Here is a 22,240-nt window from a genome sequence, read left to right as displayed (position 1 = left end):
TTGAGTTCGGGTGCATCGGACCGGGGCCCGATGGGGGGTCAGAAGGTGTTGAGCAGTTGCCCGTAGACGCCGAAGGCGCCCACCACCAGGGGCAGCGTGGCCAGAACCGCCAGGGTTTCCAGCGCGGCGACGGCACGCCGGGTGCGGACCCGTACGTGTTCGGCGGGGCGTACCGACAGAGCCAGGACCGGGATCAGCGCGGCGAGCAGCAGCGCCGCGATCGCCGCCGGGCCGTCGGTGTCCCACTCCCAGGCCAGCCGCAGCGCCAGCGCGCCGGCCGCCGTCTGGAGGGCGATGGCCGAGACGGCGAGCGGCGTCTCGCGCGAGCGGGAGAGCAGGACGGCCATCAGCGCACAGGTCAGCGCCACGCTCCACGGTCCCCACACCCGCAGCGCGAAGAACCCGGCCGCCACCGCCGAGGCCGCCATCACCACCGTGGTCAGGGCGAGTCCGCGGTGCGCGGCGGTGATCGCCGCCGTCACCTCCCTGCGGGCGGTGGGCCGGCCCGCCGCGTGCTGGTCGTCCAGCCGGGTCAGTCCGGCGGTCATCAGGGCGAGCCGGGGCAACAGTCCGAGCGCGCAGACGGTGACGGCGATCATGACCGCGCCGAGCCGCGCCTGGCCGGTGCTGTCGGCGGTGCCGATCAGCGCGCCGTTGGCGAGCCAGATCCCGGCCGTGACGGCCACCGCCGCCGCACCGATCCAGCCGCCCCTGCCGAGTGGGGTGACGAGGCCGAGCAGCAGCAACGCCACGGCGACGACGGCGGCGGACAGGGCGAGGACCTGACCCTCCTGCCACAGTCCTGCGGCGCCCATCCGCCCGGCGAGCAGCACGCCGAGCGCCGCGCCGGTGCCGATCAGCGCCCCGCCGGTGGCCTCGGCGCGGGCCAGTGAGGCGACGGCGCCGAGCGCCATCGCCAGCAGGGCGGCACCGGCCAGGTAGGGCGCGGCGGGTTCGACCCCGTACGTCCGCTGGGTGAGCAGGGCGGCGGTGAGCACCAGCACGGCGAGGGCGGCGGTGGAGGTCCACACGCGGCTGCGGTCGCCCCATCGCCAGGCGCGGGGCGGCAGGTCGTCGGCGACCTCGTCGGTGACATCGTGCACGACCGGTGCGACGGGGGCCTCGGTCTCCTTGATGAGCCGCAGGACGGTGCCGTCCTGCACGGCGGCGAAGGCCAGGCTGCTCTCCGGCGCGAGGACCCGCCCGCTGGGGGTGGTGAGCCGCCGGGCCAGCGGGTACGGGCCGGGCCGGTCGCCGAGCAGCCGCAGGATCTCGGGCAGCAGGACGCCGACGGGTTCGTCGGCGGACAGCACCACATCGACGCGGCGGTACTCGCCGACGAGGGTGACGCGGCGGGTGTTGGCCGGGCCACGGGTCTGCAACTCCACGCTCATGGGGCGGGTTCCTCCACGGCGGCGCCGCGGGAGGAGCGGCCGAAGCCGCCGTCCGCGATCACGTCCGAGATGTAGGCCCAGCCGACGCATCCGGCGCACAGCAGGGCGGCGATGACGATGCTGCCCAGCAGCACCTTGGTGTTCTCCTCGGCTTCGCGCCGCAGCCGGCCGGGCCCGAACAGCAGGGCGTCCCGCAGCCGGCGGCGGCGTACGGTGACGGATTCCAGCAGTTGGCTGTCGTAGTCCTTGGCCATGGGTCAGCCCTCTCCCGCGCCGTTGAGGTCATCCAGCCGGCCGAGGTTGTCGTCGAGGTCGGTGCCGGTGCCGGGCACGGTGGTGCCGGGGCCGGGCGGGGCGGTGGGGGCCGGTGGCTGGTCGCGCTGCCGGTCGGCCTCGGCGGCGGCGTACCGGATTCCCGCCGCGAGTGCGGTCACCATCACGGCGATCAGCAGCACCGAACCGACCGCGACCAGCCCGGCCCCGCGCGGTGCCACGTCCCGTTCGGGGTGCGGGGGCGGTGCGGGGAGCCGCCGGTAGGTCAGGTAGGCGGCGAGGTTCCGTACGAGGGCGACGACGGTGAGCGGGAAGGAGACGAATCCCCACCAGCCCTGTCCCAGGGTGCGCAGCGTGTGGCGGCGGTAGTGCGCCAGCCCGCAGTCGCGGCACAGCGGGGCCGGGCTGCGCGTGGTGGTGTGGAACAGCAGGAATCCCTTGACCGCGTGCAGCCGGCGGTCGGCGACGGGGCCCGCCTCGCAGGAGGCGCAGACACCGGCGCGCCGGGCCTGCCATTCCACCCAGCGCGGGTCGGCGGCCGGTGGGCTCTGGTGCTCGCGATCCGGGTCGCCACGCCCGTACCAGCTCTCGGCGGTCGGTGCCCAGGGCAGCAACAGCAGCGCGGAGCTGACCAGGGCGGGGATGATCCCGTGTTGCGGGGCGGCCTGTTCGTGGTTGAGGCCCGCGAGTGCGGCGACCAGGCCGAGCAGCGCGGACGCGACGAGGGCCCAGCGCGTCCAGGGGCCGCCGAGGACCACCGGGCCGGCCGCCAGCAGGCCGGCCACGAGTCCGGAGAGCCCGAGCAGGGCCAGCGTGAGCATGAGGGCGCCGTCCACGGGGCTGACCTGGGATGTGAGCAGCAGGATGGCCAGCGCCGCGTAGCCGGTCTGGGTCCAGAGCAGGACCCGCAGGGCACGGACGGCGCCGGGCAGCGGTGCGGGCGGTGTCGGTCGCGGTTCGGGTTCGGGTGGCGGTGGTGGCCCGTTGGTGAGATCGGTCATGGAAGCGCCGGCCGGCCGGTTCCCGGGCCGGAGCCCGGAAACCGGCCGTGCGTCCTCTTCTCTCCTTATCGGGGCAGCGCCGGTTCCGGCTCGGGGGCCGGGGCGTCCGCCTTGTACTTGGAATCGTTGATCTGGCCCCAGGGAACCTTGCCGAGGTTGTCCGCGGCCGTGCCCAGGGCGCGTTCCACCTGGGTGGGCGACATGGTCGGGTAACGGTCGCGGAATTCCCTCGGGCTGCTGAAGAGCCGGTCGAGTTCGGCGGCGGAGAGCGGCGGATCGGGACGGATCTCGGTGCCGTCGATCTTCATCGTGCCGTCCGGCTTGATCTCCTGGATCGGGCCGGAACCCTGGGGCATCCGGATGGTGTTGTCGGGCAGGACGGTGGTGCCGTTGGCGTGCTGCACGGTGCCGTCGATCCGGTGGGTGGTGCCGTCGTGCAGCCGAATCGAGCCGTCCGGCAGCATCCGGGAGCCGGCGTTGAGTTCACCGAGCCTGGCCAGGTTGCCGCCCAGGTTGGTGGCCCCGGTCATGCCCTTGCCGACGTACAGCATCGGGTCGGAGAACTTGCCGATGGTGCCGAGCGCCGTCAGCGCGCCACGCGCGCCCTTGGAGGCGCCGGAGACGGTCGTGCCGCCCTTGCCCATCTTGAGCAGGGTGCCCGAGCCGATGGTCACGCCGTTGAACACCACGACGCCCAGCGCCCGGCCCGGCTCATCGCTCCAGGTGTCCCAGGCCAGGAACTCCTTGCCGAAGTTGCGGAACGCTTGCCGGCCGTCCTGCCCCAGCGGGGCGATCCAGTCGTCCGGCAGGAAGCCGAACGGCGGGATGTACGTCGCCGCGCCCACGCCCACCAGGCCCAGTTGTTTCCAGGCCGCCCCCGTGTCGCTCCATTCGGCGCGCCCGATCAGCGGGTTGAGGGGGATGAGGGTGAAGAAGCTGTCGACCGTGCCCCACAGCCCGGTGTAGAAGAAGCCGGAGAAGAAGCTTCCGGCGTGTTCGTACCAGGCCCGGCTGGGCTCGCTCGGGGTGCCCCAGGGCAGGTCCTTCATCGCGTTGAGCTGGTCGGCGCTCAGCCCGTACTCGAAGGGCTCCCCCTGGTGTCCGGCCGGGATGAGCGCCTTGTCCGCGCCGTACGCGATGGCCATCGGGCCTCCGTACAGCACGGCGATGCGGTTGTAGGCCGCCATCTCCGCTCGCTGGAACTCGGAGACGATGGAGTTGATCTCGCGGACCAGTTCGTCCTTGAGCTCCTGCTCCCCGCTCGTGTCGTCGTCCACCGAGCAGACCAGGAACGGGGCGGCACGCTCGCGTACGCTCGCCAGCCGCGCCACCACCCCCTGCACCGAACACACGTACTCGGACAGGGCGTTGCTGACCTCGCTCAGTTCCTCCTTGAACTCGTCGCCCTCGGTGGTCACCTCCAGCGTGCTGAGGAAGAGGTCCTCCCCCTCGGGCGCCTGGTAGTACGCGCGCAGCAGCTGGAAGTTGTCGTGCAGCGACTTGGCCGTGGTGCTGATCGACCCGGCCAGCGCGGTGATGGACAGATAGTCGTCGGTCAGACCCTCCAGGTTGCCGGTGAACCGGGGGATCTTCAGGACGTTCAGGGTGGCCATGGCGTGTCCTCCTTTCCCGCCGGGCCGCTCACCGTCGCCCTGGTTTCTCGAAGGGTGTGCTGTCGAAGTCGATGCCGAGCGTCCCGGCGCGCTGGGCCGCCGCCGCCATGTCCAGGTCGCCGGCGGCGTACGCGCTGGTGGCGCCGGCCGCCCCCTGCCAGGACCGCCCGTGGCGTTCGGCCACGGACTCCAGCCGGTCGGCGGCGTGCTGGACGAACGCGGTCAGTGCCGCGCCGACCAGCCCCGGCCCGCCGTCATCGCCGTCCCAGGCCAGGGCCCCGGAGTTCGGGATGGCCGTGCCCAGGCTCTCGCCCAGGTCCGACGCGTGCTCCGCGAGGTCCTCGGCGATGGGCGTGGCCAGTTCCTGGATGCGGGCGACCTCGCCGATGTCGATGTCCCATGTGCTCATGGTGTGGTGTGCCGCCCCGGTCAGCGGCGGATCGCGGCGACGGCCGCCGCGGCGCGCTGGCCGGTGGACTGGGCGATGCTGTCGTTCTCCTCCAGCACCCGGCGCAGTTCGTCGATGATGATCCGTACGTTCACCGAGACCTGCTCCCAGTCGATCTCCAGGCCGTGGTACTCCTCGGAGACCCCGTCCGCCTGGAAGTTGGACATCGCCTGGTTGACGGAGCCGCTGCGGTCCGTGGTGAGCGTCTCCAGCAGCCCCACGATGGTGCTGATGTTCAGTTCGGCCTCCGCCGAGGCGGCCGAGTCGTAGCTGCGCCGGTCCAGAAATCCACTCATCGCTGTGTGTCCTCTCCCCTGTGGTCCGTGCTGTGCTGCCGCGTCGGCGCGTGCGGACGCGCGACGCCTGATGGTGTGTGGATGCTCCGGGCCTCAGAACTTCGCGGCGTCGAAGTTCATGGCGCTCTGCGACTGGCGCGCGTTGTCCTCCTGCTCCTGATCCCCGGAGGCGAAGGCGGTCTCCATGCCGGACTGCCCCTCCTGGATCTGGCCCAGCGAGATGCGCAGCGCGACGGCGATCTCGTCGGCGTGCTCCTTGAAGTACTGGAACGCCTCGCGGCCGCGTCCGTTGAACTTGCCCTCCAGGGGCTGGATCGAGTCCACCAGCCGGGTGACGAGACCGGAGAGGTCGTCCCCGCTGGTGATCGTCTGCCCCCCGAGGGTGGTGAGTGTGTCGGCCCCCATGTCGAACTTCATTCCGAGACTCTCCTTCGTAACCCCGTTGCCCCGAACGCCTCTTGCGACACGGGCGCAACCGGAACGACGCTCGGTACGACGTTCGAGCGTACGTTCCGGTTGCGTGGGGAAGAAGTGAGTTTCGAGCGGTCAGCCCGTGGCCACGCCGTGCCCGGCCAGATAGGCGAGCGGATCCACATCACTGCCGTACGCGCGGCTGGTGCGCACCTCGAAGTGCAGGTGCGGGCCGGTGCTTCGGCCGGTGTTGCCGGACAGCCCGGCGCGTACCCCGCCGTTGACCCGCTGGCCCTCCTGGACGTGGATCTCCGACAGATGCGCGTACAGGGTGTAGTGCTGGTCGGCCATCTCGATCAGCACGGCCTTGCCGTAGTCGCCCCAGTCACCGGCGAAGACGACGGTGCCGGGGCCCACCGCGTTCACCGGGGTGCCGGTCGGGACGGCGAAGTCGGTGCCCGTGTGCCGGCCGGCCGCCCAGCCGCCGGGGATGCCGTAGCCGGCGCTGATCGGGAAGCCGGTGACCGGCATGGTCCACAGCTCCGTGTTCACGGCCCCGGCCAGTGAGGCGGAGACGGCGGTCAGCCAGCTCTCGCCCAGGACGGCGAGGTCCGCGAGTACCGGCGGCTGGTCCTGGGGCGGCCCGGGGAGCGCGGCGGCACGCTGGGTGGCCCGGGAGGGCGGCCCGGACGCCGCGCCGAAGGCCGCCGGACCGTACGCCCCGGCCTGTACGACGGCCTGTTCCGGTGCCGGGGCCGGTGCCGCGCCGGTGGCCGCCGCCGGGACGGACCACGGTCCCGCTATCACCAGCGCGCCCAGCAGGCTGCCGGCCAGAGCGCGGCGCAGCGTACGGGGACCGGTGAGCGTGGCGAGGACGGCGGGCGCGGCGGGCCCCGCGGACATGGGTCGTTCGGTGCTCATGACATCGAGCCAAGATCAGCGTCCGGCGCTCCGCATTCGCCCGGCGCCCCCGGCCCACCGCCGTTCGGCGCACGCCAAACGGGGTGCCGTGACCCGCGTCGCGCTGGTGGGGGCGGCCTGTCGCCCGTCGTACCGCAGGCCGCCATGATCACCTGTGCGAGTGATCGTGCGATTACTCTCTGGTGATGAGCAGCAGAGCCCGGTCGTCGTTGACGTCCTTGGCGACCGCTTCGATCAGATGCCACGCCGCGCCGCGGAAGCCCATCGGCACGTAACGGTCGGCCTCGCCGGTGAGCCGGTCCACGCCCTCGGACAGATCCCGGGCCGGACGCTCCACGAGTCCGTCGGTGAACAGCATGAGGACGTCGCCGCGGCGCAGGGTGCCCTTGGCCGGGTGGAACTCGGCGCCGTCGTACACCCCGAGCAGCGGCCCCTCCGCGGCGACCTCCGACCAGCGGCCGGTGCCCGCGTTCAGCTGCAGGCCCGGGACATGGCCCGCGGAGAGCAGTTCGTAGTCGCCGGTGTCCAGGTCGAGCACGAGATGGATGGAGGTGGCGAAGCCCTCGTCCCAGTCCTGCCGCAGCAGATAGCCGTTGGCGGCGGGCAGGAAGGAGTGCGGCGGGAGCGAGCCCAGCAGCCCGCCGAACGCGCCGGACAGCAGCAGGGAGCGGGAGGCCGCGTCCATGCCCTTGCCGGAGACGTCCGTGAGGACCGCCTCCAGGGTGCGCCCGGTGGGCCCGGTGCGGGCGGCGACCACGAAATCGCCGGAGAAGGACTGGCCGCCTGCCGGACGCAGCGACATGTTCGCGTACCAGCCGGGCGGCAGCTTGGGCAGCGTGCTCTGCGTCTTGATGCGTTCGCGCAGGTCGAAGAGCATGGTGCCGCCGCGCCGCCAGGGCACGCCGACGCGGCTGCGGAACTGCGCGATGAGCAGACCGGCCAGGGCCACGGCGGCGACCACCAGGATGGTGCCGGGCGTGACCGGGTCGATGTTGGCGCGGCTGTTGTCTATGAGGGCGGTCTCCGCGACCAGCGCGGTGGCGGCCACTCCGTACAGGCCGAGCAGACTGGCGGGGCGCAGCAGCAGCCCGCCGGCGACCAGCGGGAGGGCGAGCGCCTCGGGCGGGCACCACTCGGAGCTGATGAGCGTCCCGGCGGCCAGCAGCGGCACCGAGCACAGCAGCACGGCGAGCGCCCCGGAGTCCGAACCGCCGCCCCGGAAGGAGTCGACGGCCGCGCGGCGGAGGGTGGTGCGCAGGCGGTGATACGCCTTGTGGACCCGGTGTCTCCAGGTCGTCGGGGGTGGATTGTCGCTACCGCGTGCCATGTCCTAGGACCTTATCCACCCATTCGGGGGTGCGTCGAACCTCCCACGCTCCCGTACCTGCGTGCGGGACGCCGGAGCGGCGGAAATGCCGTCGCCCCGTACGGAAGGGGGCTGATAGGGATGGAGGTATGACAATTGAGCTGCGCGTTCTGGCCGAGGATGAGTGGGACGTCTGGTATCGCACCCTGAACTGGGCGTTCGGCGGGGCGATCGGCTCCGCCGAGGAAGTGGAGCTGTGGCGGTCACTGACCGAGGTGGAACGGTCGATCGCGGCATGGGACGGCGACCGTGTCGTGGCAACGGCGAGCACCTTCTCGTTTGGCCTTTCGGTACCGGGCGGCGATGTGGTGCCGGCCGGTGGGCTGACGATGGTGGGAGTGGCACCGACCTATCGGCGGCGCGGGATTCTGCGGCGGATGATGCGGCAGCAACTGGACGATGTGCGGGCCGCCGGGGAGCCCCTGGCGGTATTGACGGCCTCGGAACCCTCAATCTACGGCCGCTTCGGTTACGGTACCGCGACCTGGCAGCTCTCGGCCGAGATCGAGACGCGTGATGTGCGGCTTTCGCCGCCGCCCGGCATCGATGATGTGGAGATCCGGGTGGCGGAACCGGCGGATGTGCTCGCGGAGTGCGAGGTGCTGTACGCGCGTCAACTGCCGCTGCGGCCGGGACGACCGGCCCGCTCGCCCCGGTGGGAGCGGTTCCCGCTGCACGTACCCGCCCACCTCAGGGCCGGGGCGTCGCAGCAGTTGTGCGTACTGGCGGAGCGCGCCGGTGAACTGCTCGGCTACGTGCGCTACATCACCGCACCGGCGTGGACGGAGAGCGGCCCCGACGGCACGGTCATCGTCCAGGACCTGGAGGCGGTGGACCCGGCGGGGTACGCGGCGCTGCTGCGCTACCTGATGGAGATCGACCTGATGTCGTCGGTACGCCTGGCGAACCGGCCGGTGGACGACCCGCTGCTGCACCTGCTGTCGGACGTACGGCGCTGCGCGCTGCGGACGCGGGACGGGATGCATCTGCGGCCGGTGGAGGCGGGCGCGGCGCTCGCCGCGCGCCGGTACGCGACGGAGGTGGACGTGGTACTGGAGATCACGGACTCCTTCTGCCCGTGGAACGAGGGCCGCTGGCGGCTGTCGGGCGGCCCGGACGGCGCGGTGTGCGCGCGGACGGCCGACGCCCCCGATCTGGCGCTGTCGGCCAACGAGTTGGGTTCGGCCTACCTGGGTGGCATCTCCCTGACCGCACTCGCGGGCGCGGGCCGGGTCCGGGAACTGCGCCCGGGCGCCCTGACGGCGGCGTCCACGGCCTTCACCTCACCGGCGGCGCCGTGGCTGCCGCACACCTTCTGACGGAGCGTCACCTGTCGCTCGGGGGCCGGGGCAGCACCCGACGCTGGGCGCCGCCGCCCACGTGCCCCGTCGCCCGTCAGCGCACGGTCCACCAGGCGCCGGCCACGCTCGCGAACAGCGAGGTCACGCCCAGGACGGTGATCGTCATGAAGGCCCGATCGGTAACGGTCCACCGGGGCTTGGCACCCGCTGCTGGCGTCGAGATCCCGGTGCCGTGTCGCGTCGGCCCGCGGGGCGGGCTCTCTCCGGCACCCTGTACGAAGTCCCGGAGGGTCGTGAGGCAGGACGCGCACGCCAGGACGGCGCGCGCCCGGCCGTGAGCGACCACGGACCCGGCCCACAGGACCGGAACGTCCCCGGACCGGCACATGGAACAGGTGCCGGTCCGCGCCCATCCGGTGAAGTCCTCGGCGTGCAGCCAGGCGAGCGGGGTGGGGGCGGTCATGGGCGGTGGCCTTCGGACGTTGAGGTTTCAGGAGGCACGGGGACTGACTCCGGTATCGCGTCTCCCTGCCTGACGGCCCGAACGACGCGCAAGACCCTGCCGGTGCTGAGCGTCAGCCTCCCGCCGCGCAGAAAGTGAAGCCGACGCCCGTTGTGCAGCGGGGTCACGGATTCGACCTTCTCGGTCCGTCCGCCGATGTCGATCCGGTCCCAGTCCCTGACCTGCTCCACCGGCAGGTCGAGTGTCACCTTCACCCATAGTCGTTCGCCGCTGCTCCGCACGGCCGACGTGTCAGGCGCGGAATCCACTCGGCTCTCCCCTCCGGCCGACTGAGGCACCGGGCTGTCTGCGTCGCAGCTCACGGCAGATCCCCGAGTTCGCAGCGGAACCAGACGATCTTTCCGTCTCGTTGCTCGGTACGTTCGCACCCGAAGCCCGAGGCCATCTCACGCAGCATCCACGGGCCTCGTCCGGACTCCGACTCGCCGTCCGGCTCTTCCCGCACCACTGGCAGGTTCAGTGAACGGTCGAAAACCTGCACAGTCACTTCGCTGCCGATCCGGACGATCCGCAAATAGCAGCGCCGTACCGCAACGTGTCGGTGAACGTTCGAGAGCAGTTCGCTCACTCCCAGTCGCACGAGTTCCACGGCTTCCAGCGAGGCGCCCCAGCTCCGCAACACCTCGGCCGCTTCCCGCCGCCACCGTTCCACCCCCTCGGCCTCCGCCACTAAGGAGCGTCCGAACACGTTCTGGCCATAGGCGACTCGCACACCACTCGTCATCGCGCCTCCAACGGCAGAAATGACCGGCAGGGCTCACTCCTGGGAGCCCTGGGTCCAAACGCTTGCCACCAGTCAACGAGCGCAGAAGGAGCGGCTACAGGGGGAGGAAGCACTCGAAGTGTTTAACGTGTTTAGCCAAGCCCTCTTGGAAACAGCTAGGTTGGAGGTAAGCCGACCGCGCCGAGGAGGCTTGATGAGCAAGCCGGACGGAAACAGTGCCGCAGGGAACACGGCATTGCGTGAGCTGTTGAAATCCGAAAAGGTCACGTACGAAACGCTGGCCGGACTGGTGCGTACAGTGGCCGCCGAAACAGGCAACGCCCTGCGGACAAATCGTTCGGCTGTTGCCCATTGGGTCGCCGGTTCTCAGCCGGAGGAAGCCACAAGCGGCTACATTGCCGAAGCGCTCTCCAGACGTCTCGGTCGTCCTATTTCTCCGTCGGACATCGGCCTGGCCCCGGCCATCGTCAGAGAGGCGACGGCGTGGCCGGAGGATACCCTGGCAGCGCTCACCGAACTGGGGAGGCTGGACTTGGACTTGACTTCCTCCCCCTCGTGAACGAGGGGGATTCCTACGGCTCGCGCCGGGGGGTTTTCTGCTTCGTCGCCGAGTGCCCGCCCGGAGTTCTCCGTTGAGGTCTTACACCGGCTCCACAGACCGATGCCGCCAGCCCGGCGGCCTTGAGGTTGCGTGCCGCGTTCACATCCCGGTCATGGGATGTGCCGCAGCTCTCGCACGTCCATTTCCGGACGTGCAGCGGCATGGCCCTGGCGAGGGTGCCGCAGGCGGAGCACAGTTTGGAGGAGGGGAAGAAGCGGTCGACGGCGATTACTTCCCGTCCGTACCAGGCGGCCTTGTACTCCAGCAGGGAGCGGAACTCGCTCCAGGACGCGTCCGAGATCGCCCGGGCGAGTGTGTGATTCTTGACCATGTTGCGCACGGTCAGGTCCTCGATCACGATCGTTTGGTTCTCACGAACGAGCCGAGTAGACAGTTTGTGCAGGTGATCCCGCCTGCGGTCGGCGATCCGGGCATGGACCCGGGCCACCTTCTGCCGGGCCTTGACCCGGTTCGCGCCATCGCCCCTGGCCTTGCGGGACAACGCCCGCTGGGCCTTGGCGAGCCGGGCGCGGTCGCGGCGCTCGTGCCGGGGGTTGGCGATCTTCTCCCCGGTGGACAGGGTCAGCAGGTGCTCCAGGCCGACATCGACCCCGACCACCGCATCCGTGGCCGGGAGCGAACGCACCGACGCGTCCTCGCACAGCAGGGACACGCACCAGCGCCCTGCGGCGTCCTGGGAGACGGTCACCGTGGACGGCGCGGCCCCCTCGGGCAGCGGACGCGACCACACGACATCCAGCGGCTCGGACATCTTCGCCAGGGTGAGCCGCCCCTCACGGAACCGGAACCCGGAGGTGGTGTACTCGGCGGACCTCCGCGACCGCTTCCGCGACTTGAACCGCGGATACTTCGCCCGCTTCCCGAAGAAGTTCGCGAACCCGGTCTGCAAATGCCGCAGCGTCTGCTGCAACGGCACCGAGGACACCTCATTCAGGAAGGCCAGCGCCTCGGTCTTCTTCCATACCGTCAGCATCGCCGAGGTCTGGTTGTAGTTGACCCGCTCGCCCCGCGCCCACGCCTCCGTGCGGGCGGCGAGGGCCATGTTGTAGACCTTCCGCACACACCCGAACGTGCGCGACAGCTCAGCCGCCTGCGCATCACTGGGATAGAAGCGGTACTTGAACGCCCGCTTCACCCGGCCCGTGCCCATGCTCACAAATTAGCTGAAGCAATCGGTAACATTCAACTGCGGGTCAGAGCACCGCGATCCGCTCTGACGGCGAATCGCGGTCCCTTGCCCCGCTCCGCAGGAATCCGTTTCCTCCCCTGCCTGAAGGCAGGGGTATCCACGGAGGAATCAGATGAAGCGCAGAAGAGCACTCTCAACAGCCGCCTACTCCGCCGCAGCACTCGCTGTGCCGGATCCCGGTTGGTGGGCACAGCGAGCCGACGGGGCAGCGAACCAACCCACAGCAAGTCGCCGCCGGGTCGGTCACCGGGATCTGGAAGCCGTACGTGACATGGTGCGCCTCTTCTCGCGCATCGATCAGCGCCATGGCGGCGGGCACGCTCGCAGCGCGGTGGTCCAATACCTGACCAGCGACGTCGCCGCCTATCTCAGTGGGAGCTTCGCCGACGAGCGCGTTCGGAGCGGAATGCTTTCGGCCGCCAGTGAGCTGGCCTATGTCAGCGGATGGATGGCATTCGACAACGCCGAGCACTCCGTGGCCCAGAAGTACTTCACCGTCGCTGTGAGCCTTGCTGCCGAGGCTCAGGACCCGCCCATGGCAGGCCACGTACTGAGGGCGATGGCCCACCAGGCGGTCGATCTGGGCCAACCACGACAGGCCCTTCATCTCGCGGTCGCCTCCATGGACGGTTCGCGATACGCCTCGGCGTCGCCGCGCGAACGAGCCCTCCTCGGTGTCGTGCACGCCCGCGCGTTGGCTGCGGGGGGTCAGAAGCGTGCTGCGGCCTCCGCTCTCATCCAGGCTGAGGATGATCTGGCCGCAGCCGGCCCCAACGATGACGAGCCTGGCCGTGTCTTCTTCTTCGGCGAAGCCAGTCTGGCCCATGAGACGGCCTGCACTCTTCGTGACAGCGGCGACCTGAACGGGGCACATCGGGAATTCAACCGCAGCGTCCGGACCCGGACGGCGTCCGCGTTCACACGTACCCATGCGGTGACGCTTGGATATCTTGGATCGGTTCAAGCCCGGCAAGGCGCCATTGAAGAGGCGTGCTCCACCTGGTCAAAGGCGCTCGACGCCATGGATGGAATCCGTTCGGCACGTGCCAGGCGAACGGCGCTGGACATGCGCCGCGCTCTGTCACCCGTGCGGGCCAGAGGTATCCCCGTCGTTTCCGAGCTGGACCGCCGCGCAAGCACATATTTGATCGAATCGGCATAAGAATCCCCGGAGGAGACCCCGCCGTGAGTGAAGAGATGACCGTCGTTCCAGTCGGCCATGTCGTAGGAGGCCGAACGGAGCCGACCGACGACTACTGGGGGAACAGCCGGGCGATCATACGCATTGACCCTGAGCGGTTCACCGAAGGGGCCGTTGTGGGGCTGGAGCAGTTCTCGCACCTCGAAGTCGTGTTCCGTTTCCATCTCACGGACCCGGCCGATCTGCACCCCGAGCCCCGTCGGCCCCGAGACAACCCGGAGTGGCCGGAGGGCGGCATCTTCGCGCACCGGAACATGCGCCGCCTGAACTGGCTCGGTGTTTCCCGCTGCCGGTTGATCAAGGTGGAGGGCCTGGATCTGCATGTGGCGGACCTGGATGCCGTGGACGGCACCCCGGTCCTCGACATCAAGCCATGGTTCATCGAGATGGGGCCCCGAGGTGAGGTCCGTCAGCCGGCTTGGCCGTCCGAGATGCTGGCCGACTACTACGCCGAACCGCCCACTTCCTGAGCTGCCAGCGGTTCGCGGACGCGGCGGCCCGGGATGGCCGAGAGGAGGTCCTGGGTGTACGGGTGCTCGGGGTGGTCGAAGACCTGGGCGACCGGGCCGGATTCCACGATGCTGCCCTCGCGCATCACCGCGACCCGGTCGCAGATCTGGCGGACCACCGCCAGGTCGTGGGAGATGAACAGGTAGCTGAGCCCGAACTCGGCGCGCAGGTCCGTCAGCAGTTCCAGCACGCTGGCCTGGACGGAGACGTCGAGGGCCGAGACCGGTTCGTCCAGGACCAGCAGCTTGGGGGTGAGCGCCAGCGCGCGGGCGATGGAGACGCGCTGGCGCTGGCCGCCGGAGAGTTCGCTGGGGCGGCGGTGGGCGGCGGAGGCGGGCAGGCGTACCAGGTCCAGGAGTTCGGCGACCCGCTCACGCCGGCCGCGGCGGCCGGTGACGCGGAAGGCGCGCAGCGGCTCGGCGATGGAGTCCGCGACGGTGAAGTGCGGGTCGAGCGATCCGTACGGGTCCTGGAAGACCGGCTGGATGTCGCGGCGCAGCCGGCGCAGCGCGGCCGGGGCCAGGGTGGACAGGTCCTGGCCGTCGAGGGTGATGGTGCCCGCGTCCGGGCGGTCCAGGCGCAGCACCAGTTTGGCGGTGGTGGACTTGCCGGATCCCGACTCGCCGACGATGCCGAGCGAGCCACCGGCCGGGAGGGTGAAGCTCACGTCGTCGACGGCGACGGTGCGGCCACCGTCGAAGGTACGGCGCAGTCCGCGCACGTCGAGGAGCGGCGGCCGGTCCTCCTGGGGTGCCGGGCGCGCCGGTTGTGCGGTCATGTCGGGGACGGCGGCGACCAGTTCGCGGGTGTAGGGGTGGGACGGTTCGGTGAGGACGCGGCGGCCCGGGCCGCGTTCGACGATCCGGCCCCGGGACATGACGGCGATCTCGTCCGCCCGGTCGGCGGCCACCGCCAGGTCGTGGGTGATCAGCAGCAGCGAGGTGCCCAGGCGTGCGGTGACGGTCTCCAGGTGGTCCAGGATGCGCCGCTGCACGGTGACGTCGAGGGCGCTGGTGGGCTCGTCGGCGATGAGCAGCCTGGGTTCGCCGGCGAGCGCGATGGCGATGAGCACCCGCTGGCACATCCCGCCGGACAGCTCGTGCGGCAACTGGCGGGCGACGCGCGCGGGGTGGGGCAGTCCGGCGTCGGCGAGCAGGTCGACGGCCCGTTCCCGGGCGGCCTTGGCGTTCTCCGCCAGGCCGTGGATGCGCAGGACTTCGGCGACCTGGTCGCCGACCCGCTGCACGGGGTTGAGGGAGACCATCGGGTCCTGGGGCACGAAGCCGATCTCCCGGCCCCGTACGGTGCGCCACTCCCGTTCGCGCAGGCCGGTCAGTTCGCGGCCGGCCAGGGTGACTCGGCCGCCCAGCACCTTGGCGCCGGAGGGCAGCAGTCCCAGGACGGCGAGGCCGGTGGTGGACTTGCCCGAGCCCGACTCCCCCACCAGTGCCAGGGTGCGGCCGGGCGCGAGGTCGAGGTCGAGGCCGCGCACCGCGCGCACGGTGGAGCGGCGGGAGTGGAAGGCCACTGTCAGGTCCCGGATGGTGAGCAGGGGTTCTGGCGAGCTCATCACTGTGCTCCGGTTCGTTCGAGGGCGCGTCCGACGCGGTTGGCGGAGAGCACGATCAGGGCGATGGCCAGGCCGGGGAAGGTGGTCAGCCACCAGGCGGTGGAGATGTAGTCGCGGCCCTGGGCGACCATCGCGCCCAGTTCGGGGGCGGGCGGGGCGGCCCCGTATCCCAGGAAGCTGAGTGCGGACACGGACAGCACCGCGCCGCCGATCTCCAGGGCGGCGAGGACGAGGACGGGCTGGGAGGCGTTGGGCAGCACGTGCCGCGCGAGGATGACCGGGGTGCGGGTGCCGCTGGTGACGGCGGCCTGGAAGTACACGCTGGACTTGATGCGCAGCACTTCGGCGCGGATGACGCGGGCGAAGCCGGGGATGCCCGAGATGCCCACCGCGATGGCGACGTTGGTGACGCCGAAGCCGAGGATGGAGACCACGGCCAGGGACAGCAGCAGCCCGGGGATGACGATCAGCACCTCGACGAAGCGCATCAGGGTCTGGTCGACCCAGCCGCCGAGGTAGCCGGAGAGCACGCCCAGCACGGTGCCGGCCACCAGCGACAGCGAGACGGCGATGAGCGCGGCGGTGATGGAGGTGCGGGTGCCGTGCACGACGCGGGTGAACAGGTCGCGGCCCAGGTTGTCGGTGCCGAACCAGTGCTCGGCGCCGGGCGGGGTGAGCGAGGCGGCCGGGTTGGTGCGCAGCGGGTCCTCGCCGGCGAACAGCGAGGGCAGCAGTGTCCAGGCCAGGATCAGCGTCAGGTAGAGGACGGCCAGCAGCAGCCCGGGGCGGGCGGCCAGGGAGCCGAGCGCGGAGCGGAGCCGGGCGGCCCGGCCGTGTGCCTGCTCCTGCTCCTGTTCGTGGCCCTGGTCGGTGCCGGCGCCCGCATCGGGGGCAGCGGGCGTGGTCGTGGCCCCGGTGGTCGTCCCGGTCGTCGTCATGAGGTCGCTCCGGCCTGGAGGACGATCCGGGGATCGACCTTGGGATAGATGAGGTCGACGGCGAGATTGACCAGCACGTACAGGGCGCCGGCGAGGAAGATGATCGCGCGGATCACCGGGAAGTCCTGGTCCGCGATGGCGTCGGCGGTCAGCCGGCCGATGCCCGCGCGGGCGAAGACGGTCTCGGTGATGATGGCCCCGGCCAGGATGTTGCCGATCATCATGCCCAGCATGGTCAGCGCCGGGATCGACGCGTTGCGGAAGGCGTGGTGCCAGGCGGTGCGCAGCCGCCCGGCCCCCTTGGCGCGGGCGGTGCGCACGTACGGTTCGGCCAGCGCCGTACGCAGCCCCTTGGCCAGTAGCTGGGCCAGCACCCCGGCGCTGGGCAGCGCCAGGGCGATGGCGGGCAGCACCAGCCGCGAGGAGTCGCTGTCGCCGTACGCCGGGAACCAGCCGAGCCCGAAGGAGAACACCTGGATCAGCAGGATCGCGGTCCAGAAGCTGGGCAGGGAGATCCCGGCGACGGTGCTGGACAGCACGGCGTTGCGCAGCGGCGCCCAGGGCGCCAGGGTGGCCGCCAGCGCGGCGGCCACCCCGAGCACGACGGTGAGCAGCAGGGACGCGGTGGCCAGTTCCAGCGTGGAGGGCAGGGCGCGCGCCAGCATGGCGCTCACCTCGTCCCCCGTCCCGAAGGAGGTGCCGAAGTCCAGGGACAGCGCGCGGACCACGAAGTCCGTGTACTGCTCGTACAGCGGCCGGTCCAGGCCCAGCTCGGTGCGGAGCGCGGCGGCCTGTGCGGCGTCGACGCCGACCGGGTCGCCGCCGCCACCGGAGCGCAGCATGATCGACACCGGGTCGCCGGGGACGAGATGCAGCACCAGGAAGGAGAGGCTCAGCGCCGCCCACAGGACGATGAGTCCGTTGGCGAGCCGGACCAGGACGTAGCGGCTCACTGTGCGATCCACACCTCGTTCAGCAGCGGCTTGCCCTCGATGTCGGCCGCGAAGCCGCCGACCTTGGGGCCGAAGCCGTAGGACCAGTAGCGGTCGTAGACGGGGATGGTGTAGCCCTGCTCGACGATGCGCTGCTGGGCCTGTTCGCCGATGGCCTGCCGCTCGGCGGGGTCGACGGTGGACTGGAGGGAGTCGAGGAGGGTGTCCAGTTCCTCGTCCGGGTGGTTGTAGAGCATGCTCATCTCGGGGTGGGACGAGCCGTAGACGAGTCGGATGACGTCGATGTCGGCGCGGCCCTGGCTCCAGGTGGTGAGGTCGCCGGGGAACTCGTCGATGGGCACGTCGGGGAGGGTGGCGACCGGGTCGAGGACGAGTTCGACGCCGATCTCCTTCCACTCCTGCTGCACGAGCTGGTGCTGTGCCTCGGTGTCCGGGGAGCCGGCCTGGTAGGTGATGGTGAGGGAGAGCTTGTCGCCGTCGGCGTCGCGGCGGATGCCGTCGTCGCCGACGGTGTCGTAACCGGTGCCCTCCAGCAGGGCGATGGCGGCCTCGGGGTCGTGCCGGATGTCCTCGGACTGGTCGGTGTAGCCGGGGGTGGCGGCGGTGACGACGCCGGAGGCCGGCTGCTGGGTGCCCTGGAAGATGGCGTCGACGATGGCCTGGCGGTCGATGGCCAGGCTCAGCGCGCGCCGCACGTCCGGGTCCTGGAGCTTGGGGCTGGAGGCGAGCGGGATGTAGGGGATGGCGATGCCCGGGGAGGCGCCGGTGACCAGACCGTAGCCCTGGTTGGTGGAGGGGATGCCGTCGGCGAGGTCGATCTGGTCGCTGGTGATGGAGCCGTAGCGGACGCCGCCCTCGGGGACGACCTCCAGGACGATCTTGTCGACGTAGGCGGCGCCCTGGTTGGCGGCGATCGGGGAGGCCCAGGCGTAGTCCTCGCGCTTGAGCAGTTCGACGGACTTCTCCGGGGTGAAGGAGCCGAGGGTGAACGGCCCGGAGGCGGCGAAGTCGCCCAGGCACAGGTCGGCGGGGTCGTTGCCGAGGGAGGCCGGGGAGAGCTGGACGAACGAGGCGGTGGCGGTGGCCTGGAGGAACTGGGCGTTGGGGCCGTCGAAGTCGACGCGCACGGTGTACTCGTCGAGGACGGTCGAACCCTGGTAGCCGGCGATGAAGCTGCTGCCCTGGGGGGCGCGGGCGCCGAGGTCGACGACGGCGTCGAAGTTGGCCTTGACGGCCTCGGCGTCGAAGGGCTCGCCGTCGGAGAAGGTGACGTCCTCGCGCAGGTGGAAGGTGAAGGCACTCACGTCATCGCTGATCTCCCAGGAGGTGGCGAGCCAGGGCTTGATCTCCTTGGTCTGCGGGTCCTGTTCGGTGAGCTGGTCGCCGAGCTGACGGCCGACGTTGCGGGAGGTGAGCTGCGGGCGCTGGCGCGGGTCGACGCAGTCGATGGTGTTGGCGAAGGCGTACTTCAGGGTGCCGCCGGCCACGGGGTCGCCGGAGGCGCCGGCGCTGCCCGAACCGTCGCCCGGGCCACCGCCGTTGGTGGTGCCGTCGGTGCCGCAGGCGGTGAGGGCGACGGCGATCGCGGCGATCAGCGCGGTGGCGTGGGCGGAGCGGGACATGCGGCGGCTGAGCCGTCTGGGCGTGGGCGAGGTGGCCACGGCGGAGGGTCCTTTCAGGACGAATCACCCGGCCGGCGGCGCGCGGAGGCGCACGGCAGGACGGACCGGGGTGAGGAAGGTGAGGAACGTCAGAAACGTCAGGTAAGTGAGTGGAAGAAGCCAGGGGCGGAGAGCGGCGCCGCGCGGCACGACCGTGCGGAGCGGAGCGGGACAGGGCACGGCAACGCAGTGCACATCCCGCGAGGAAGTCCCGGCGCGCGAGGGGCGGTTACGGGCGCGGCCGACGGCCGGCGCTCACCGCCGCGCGGTGGGAGGAATCAGCAGCCCGCACAGGACGCCGACGTGACGCGGAGCAGGTCCACGTGTCGGCGCGACGTCAAAAGCGGCAGGGCTGGCATGCGGTAAATATCAGCCAACCCTCGGTGAGCTGTCAAGGCGGCGGCCATGTGCCGTGGGTCTCGCGATATGGACACAAGGTGTTCATCACCGATCGGCATGACATAGTCTGCGATCAGGTCACGAGTGACAGCGATCAAGGCCCCGGCCCGCTGTCCGGCAACCCTCCAACCGTCGGCGGGGTGCCCCGGGTGATGACCGGGCCGCAGGCAGCGAGGTCTGTGGCAAGCACGGTTCTTGAGGGAGTTCTTCCATGAGCACGCGAATGCGTTAGGGCGCACGCCCCCGACCCAGCCTGCCTCTGTCTGCCTTCAGCCTTTCCCGGAGCTTTGTCATGCCCACTGCGCCGATCGCCCCTGCCCCGAACACCGCCGGCTGTTCCCTCCCGCGCCCCCTCCCCGTCCTCGGCGACGAGGTCCGTGCCCCGCTCGCGGACGGCGGGGACATCGGCTACGCCGCCCTCGACTACGCCGCCAGCGCCCCCGCCCTGCGCGCGGTGTGGGACGAGGTCGCCGCGTACGCCCCGTACTACGGCAGCGTCCACCGCGGCGCCGGCTACCTCTCCCAGCTGTCGACCGACCTGTACGAGGAGAGCCGGGCGACAGTGGCCGCGTTCCTCGGCTGCCGCCCCGACGACCAGCTGATCTTCACCCGCTCCACCACCGACTCACTGAACCTGCTGGCCGGCGCCCTGCCCACCGGCACCCAGGTGTTCGTCTACGAGACCGAACACCACGCCGCGCTGCTGCCCTGGGCGCACCACGGCCACCCCGTGACGTACCTCCCGGCGCCGCGCACCCCGGGGCAGGCCGTCGCCACCCTGGTCAACGCGCTCGCCGACGCCGCCCCCGGGCCCAAGCTGCTGTGCGTCACCGGCGCCTCCAACGTCACCGGTGAACTGTGGCCGATCGCCGAACTCGCCACCGTCGCCCGCCGCTCCGGCGCCCGCACCGTCCTGGACGCCGCCCAGCTCGCCCCGCACCGCCCCGTCGACATCACCGCGCTCGGCATCGACTGGGTCGCCTTCTCCGGGCACAAGCTGTACGCGCCGTTCGGCTCCGGCGTCCTGGCCGGACGCGCCGACTGGCTGAGCAACGCCGCGCCGTACCTCGCCGGCGGCGGCGCCAGTCACACCGTCACCGCGCGGGACGGCGCGGTCGACGTCGTGTGGAACAACAACATCTCCCGGCACGAGGCCGGTTCGCCCAATGTGATCGGCGCGTTCGCCATCGCGGCGGCCTGCCGGGCGCTGACCGACGCCGGGTTCGAGCAACTGGTGGCGCGCGAGGAGGAGTTGCTGGCCGTGCTGCGCTCCGGACTGGCCACCGTTCCCGGGGTGCGGCAGCTGGCGCTGTTCGGCCCGGACGCGCCCCGGGTGGCCGTGCTGTCCTTCGTCGTGGACGGCTGGTCCAGCGAGGAGTTCGCCAAGGCGCTCTCCGAGCGGTACGGGATCGGCGTACGCGACGGGCTGTTCTGCGCGCACCCGCTGGTCCGTGCGCTGCTGGGCCCGGAGGGCGACGGCGCGCGGGCGGCCGGCTGCGACGGGCCGCTGAAGGCCATCCGGGTCAGCTTCGGAGTGGGCACCCCCGCCGAACACGTGGAGCGCGTGGTGCGCGCGGTGCGCGAACTGGTCGCCGAGGGTCAGCCGGTGGCGGCGGGCTGACCGCGCCCGGCGGCCCGGGCCGGCTGGCACACCGGGCACCAGAACAGGTTGCGGGCCGCGATCTCGGCACGCCGGACCGGCGTCCCGCACACCAGGCAGGGCAGCGTGGCGCGCCGGTAGACGTACACCTCTCCCCCGTGGCCGTCCACGCGCGGCGCCCGGCCCATGGCCCGGGGGGTGTGCTCCGGCCGCACCGTGTCGATGCGGTTGTTGCGCACCCCCTCGCGCATGAGCGGGATGAGGTCCTGCCACATCGCGTCCCACTCCGCGCGCTCCAGAGCCAGGCCCGGCAGATAGGGGTCGATCCCGTGCCGGAAGAGGATCTCGGCCCGGTAGACGTTGCCGACACCGGCGATGATCCGCTGATCCATCAGCAGTTCGGCGATCGTCGTGCGGCTGGCGGAGATCCGCCGCCAGGCGAGGTCGGGCTCGGCGTCCGCACGCAGCGGGTCGGCGCCCAGGCGCCGTTGCACGGCCGCCTTCTCGTCCTGGCTGAGCAGCGCGCAGGTGGTGGGGCCGCGCAGGTCCGCGTACGCCTCGCCGGTGGCCAGCCGCAGCCGGATCTGCCCGGTGGGCGGCGGGGGCGGGCCGTCCCCGAAGGCGACCTTGCCGTACAGCCCCAGATGGATGTGCACCCACTTGCGCCAGCCCAGGCCCAGGAAGAGGTTCTTGCCGTGGGCCTCGGTCTCGCGCAGCACCTCACCGTCGATCAGCGCGGCGCCGCCCGCGAACTTCCCCTGCGGGGACTCCACCCGCACCGCCCGGCCGCCGAACCGCTCGCGGTAGTCGGCGGCCAGCCGGTGAATGGTGTGGCCCTCGGGCATCAGGCGCCGGCGGGCAGCGGCGGCAGCGTGCCGTCCGTCTCGTAGGCGCTGAGCATGTCGATGCGGCGGGTGTGCCGGTCCTCGCCGGAGTACGGGGTGGCGAGGAAGACCTCGACGAAGGTGGTGGCCTCGTCGGTGGTGTGCATGCGGGCGCCGATGCCCACCACGTTGGCGTTGTTGTGCTGCCGCCCCAGCTTCGCGGTCTCCACGCTCCAGGCGAGGGCGCAGCGTACGCCCGCGACCTTGTTGGCGGCGATCGCCTCACCGTTGCCGCTGCCGCCGATGACGACGCCGAGCGCGTCGGGGTCCGCGGCGACCGCCTCGGCGGCACGCAGGCAGAACGGCGGGTAGTCGTCCTGCGCGTCGTACGCGTGCGGACCGCAGTCGACCGGCTCATGGCCGTGCGCCGTGAGCCAGTCGACGAGGTGGTTCTTCAGTTCATAGCCGGCGTGGTCGGAGCCGAGATAGACGCGCATGGGGA

At 71.3% G+C, this 22,240-nt stretch carries 24 protein-coding genes and 1 riboswitch; of the genes, 5 read left to right on the top strand and 19 right to left on the bottom strand.

Annotated features, from left to right (window positions below; genetic code table 11):
- Positions 1-38: 38 nt before the first annotated feature.
- The 9 genes from eccD to H7827_RS20675 all read right to left on the bottom strand — a co-directional run bounded on the left by eccD (position 39) and on the right by H7827_RS20675 (position 7,684).
- Entirely contained in the window at positions 39-1,394 is a 1,356-nt protein-coding gene (gene eccD, locus H7827_RS20715; RefSeq protein ID WP_432746894.1) for a type VII secretion integral membrane protein EccD, read from the bottom strand.
- Positions 1,391-1,648 carry a hypothetical protein gene (locus tag H7827_RS20710; RefSeq protein ID WP_364240131.1) on the bottom strand — a complete coding sequence of 86 codons (258 nt, stop codon included), beginning with the start codon at positions 1,646-1,648 and terminating at the stop codon, positions 1,391-1,393. The genes eccD and H7827_RS20710 overlap by 4 nt, the downstream gene beginning before the upstream one ends.
- A 3-nt stretch (positions 1,649-1,651) precedes the next feature.
- Positions 1,652-2,668 (bottom strand): hypothetical protein, encoded by a 1,017-nt coding sequence (locus H7827_RS20705; protein ID WP_432746893.1) that lies wholly within the window; start codon positions 2,666-2,668, stop codon positions 1,652-1,654.
- A 65-nt stretch (positions 2,669-2,733) separates the two neighbouring features.
- Positions 2,734-4,281, bottom strand: coding sequence for a hypothetical protein (locus H7827_RS20700; RefSeq protein WP_432746892.1), 1,548 nt, complete (start codon positions 4,279-4,281; stop codon positions 2,734-2,736).
- 28 nt (positions 4,282-4,309) lie between these two features.
- Complete coding sequence (locus H7827_RS20695) at positions 4,310-4,690, bottom strand: DUF6507 family protein (RefSeq protein WP_052384968.1); 381 nt, start codon at positions 4,688-4,690, stop codon at positions 4,310-4,312.
- Between the two features lie 20 nt (positions 4,691-4,710).
- Entirely contained in the window at positions 4,711-5,025 is a 315-nt protein-coding gene (locus H7827_RS20690) for a pore-forming ESAT-6 family protein (protein WP_432746891.1), read from the bottom strand.
- A gap of 93 nt (positions 5,026-5,118) precedes the next feature.
- A complete protein-coding gene (locus tag H7827_RS20685; protein ID WP_030725551.1) occupies positions 5,119-5,442 on the bottom strand; it encodes a hypothetical protein in 324 nt (107 codons plus the stop codon).
- A gap of 129 nt (positions 5,443-5,571) precedes the next feature.
- Positions 5,572-6,357 (bottom strand): M23 family metallopeptidase, encoded by a 786-nt coding sequence (locus H7827_RS20680; RefSeq protein ID WP_432746890.1) that lies wholly within the window; start codon positions 6,355-6,357, stop codon positions 5,572-5,574.
- Positions 6,358-6,529: 172 nt separating this feature from the next.
- Positions 6,530-7,684 (bottom strand): PP2C family protein-serine/threonine phosphatase, encoded by a 1,155-nt coding sequence (locus H7827_RS20675; protein ID WP_386536350.1) that lies wholly within the window; start codon positions 7,682-7,684, stop codon positions 6,530-6,532.
- Between the two features lie 128 nt (positions 7,685-7,812).
- On the opposite strand from H7827_RS20675, the gene H7827_RS20670 reads away from it, so the two are divergent.
- Positions 7,813-9,042 (top strand): GNAT family N-acetyltransferase, encoded by a 1,230-nt coding sequence (locus tag H7827_RS20670; protein WP_432746889.1) that lies wholly within the window; start codon positions 7,813-7,815, stop codon positions 9,040-9,042.
- A gap of 76 nt (positions 9,043-9,118) precedes the next feature.
- Here the strand turns inward: H7827_RS20670 and H7827_RS20665 are convergent, their stop codons facing one another.
- Both H7827_RS20665 and H7827_RS20660 read right to left on the bottom strand, forming a co-directional pair.
- Positions 9,119-9,487 carry a hypothetical protein gene (locus tag H7827_RS20665; protein WP_432746888.1) on the bottom strand — a complete coding sequence of 123 codons (369 nt, stop codon included), beginning with the start codon at positions 9,485-9,487 and terminating at the stop codon, positions 9,119-9,121.
- 358 nt (positions 9,488-9,845) lie between these two features.
- Entirely contained in the window at positions 9,846-10,271 is a 426-nt protein-coding gene (locus tag H7827_RS20660; protein ID WP_432746887.1) for an ATP-binding protein, read from the bottom strand.
- Positions 10,272-10,464: 193 nt separating this feature from the next.
- On the opposite strand from H7827_RS20660, the gene H7827_RS20655 reads away from it, so the two are divergent.
- On the top strand, positions 10,465-10,830 hold the full coding sequence (locus H7827_RS20655; RefSeq protein ID WP_432746886.1) for a hypothetical protein: 366 nt from the start codon (positions 10,465-10,467) through the stop codon (positions 10,828-10,830).
- 13 nt (positions 10,831-10,843) lie between these two features.
- On the opposite strand, the gene H7827_RS20650 is transcribed toward H7827_RS20655, so the two are convergent.
- Positions 10,844-12,043: an RNA-guided endonuclease InsQ/TnpB family protein gene (locus H7827_RS20650; RefSeq protein WP_432746885.1), complete on the bottom strand. Its 1,200-nt coding sequence runs from the start codon at positions 12,041-12,043 to the stop codon at positions 10,844-10,846.
- A 310-nt stretch (positions 12,044-12,353) separates the two neighbouring features.
- Here H7827_RS20650 and H7827_RS20645 point away from each other — a divergent pair, with 310 nt between their 5' ends.
- Positions 12,354-13,244: a Tat pathway signal protein gene (locus tag H7827_RS20645; RefSeq protein WP_432746883.1), complete on the top strand. Its 891-nt coding sequence runs from the start codon at positions 12,354-12,356 to the stop codon at positions 13,242-13,244.
- A 23-nt stretch (positions 13,245-13,267) separates the two neighbouring features.
- Entirely contained in the window at positions 13,268-13,753 is a 486-nt protein-coding gene (locus tag H7827_RS20640) for an SAM-dependent methyltransferase (RefSeq protein ID WP_386536360.1), read from the top strand.
- Here H7827_RS20640 and H7827_RS20635 read toward each other — a convergent pair.
- The 5 genes from H7827_RS20635 to H7827_RS20615 all read right to left on the bottom strand — a co-directional run bounded on the left by H7827_RS20635 (position 13,729) and on the right by H7827_RS20615 (position 19,274).
- The gene (locus tag H7827_RS20635) at positions 13,729-15,363 is read right to left on the bottom strand and encodes an ABC transporter ATP-binding protein (RefSeq protein ID WP_432746882.1); all 1,635 of its coding nucleotides are present in this window, start codon (positions 15,361-15,363) and stop codon (positions 13,729-13,731) included. The genes H7827_RS20640 and H7827_RS20635 overlap by 25 nt on opposite strands.
- The gene (locus H7827_RS20630) at positions 15,363-16,301 is read right to left on the bottom strand and encodes an ABC transporter permease (RefSeq protein ID WP_432746881.1); all 939 of its coding nucleotides are present in this window, start codon (positions 16,299-16,301) and stop codon (positions 15,363-15,365) included. The genes H7827_RS20635 and H7827_RS20630 overlap by 1 nt, the downstream gene beginning before the upstream one ends.
- The gene (locus H7827_RS20625) at positions 16,298-17,266 is read right to left on the bottom strand and encodes an ABC transporter permease (protein WP_432746880.1); all 969 of its coding nucleotides are present in this window, start codon (positions 17,264-17,266) and stop codon (positions 16,298-16,300) included. Before H7827_RS20625 ends, H7827_RS20630 begins: the two co-directional genes overlap by 4 nt.
- A complete protein-coding gene (locus tag H7827_RS20620) occupies positions 17,251-18,915 on the bottom strand; it encodes an ABC transporter substrate-binding protein (protein ID WP_432746879.1) in 1,665 nt (554 codons plus the stop codon). Before H7827_RS20620 ends, H7827_RS20625 begins: the two co-directional genes overlap by 16 nt.
- Positions 18,916-19,193: 278 nt before the next feature.
- Positions 19,194-19,274, bottom strand: a complete 81-nt coding sequence (locus tag H7827_RS20615; protein ID WP_324604801.1) for a putative leader peptide — start codon at positions 19,272-19,274, stop codon at positions 19,194-19,196.
- A 116-nt stretch (positions 19,275-19,390) separates the two neighbouring features.
- Positions 19,391-19,509: riboswitch (SAM riboswitch) on the top strand.
- Between the two features lie 97 nt (positions 19,510-19,606).
- Between H7827_RS20615 and H7827_RS20610 the strand changes: the two genes are divergently transcribed.
- Positions 19,607-20,935 (top strand): aminotransferase class V-fold PLP-dependent enzyme, encoded by a 1,329-nt coding sequence (locus H7827_RS20610; protein ID WP_432746878.1) that lies wholly within the window; start codon positions 19,607-19,609, stop codon positions 20,933-20,935.
- On the opposite strand, the gene H7827_RS20605 is transcribed toward H7827_RS20610, so the two are convergent.
- Both H7827_RS20605 and H7827_RS20600 read right to left on the bottom strand, forming a co-directional pair.
- Positions 20,914-21,759, bottom strand: a complete 846-nt coding sequence (locus H7827_RS20605; protein WP_432746877.1) for an Fpg/Nei family DNA glycosylase — start codon at positions 21,757-21,759, stop codon at positions 20,914-20,916. The genes H7827_RS20610 and H7827_RS20605 overlap by 22 nt on opposite strands.
- The gene (locus H7827_RS20600; protein ID WP_386536380.1) at positions 21,759-22,235 is read right to left on the bottom strand and encodes a ribose-5-phosphate isomerase; all 477 of its coding nucleotides are present in this window, start codon (positions 22,233-22,235) and stop codon (positions 21,759-21,761) included. The genes H7827_RS20605 and H7827_RS20600 overlap by 1 nt, the downstream gene beginning before the upstream one ends.
- Positions 22,236-22,240: the final 5 nt, after the last annotated feature.

Origin of the sequence: Streptomyces sp. JH002, from assembly GCF_050916115.1 — a bacterium.
Lineage (GTDB): Bacteria > Actinomycetota > Actinomycetes > Streptomycetales > Streptomycetaceae > Streptomyces > Streptomyces xiamenensis.
The sequence above is the reverse complement of the archived record's forward strand: the minus strand, read 5'-3'. Positions and strand labels throughout refer to the sequence as shown.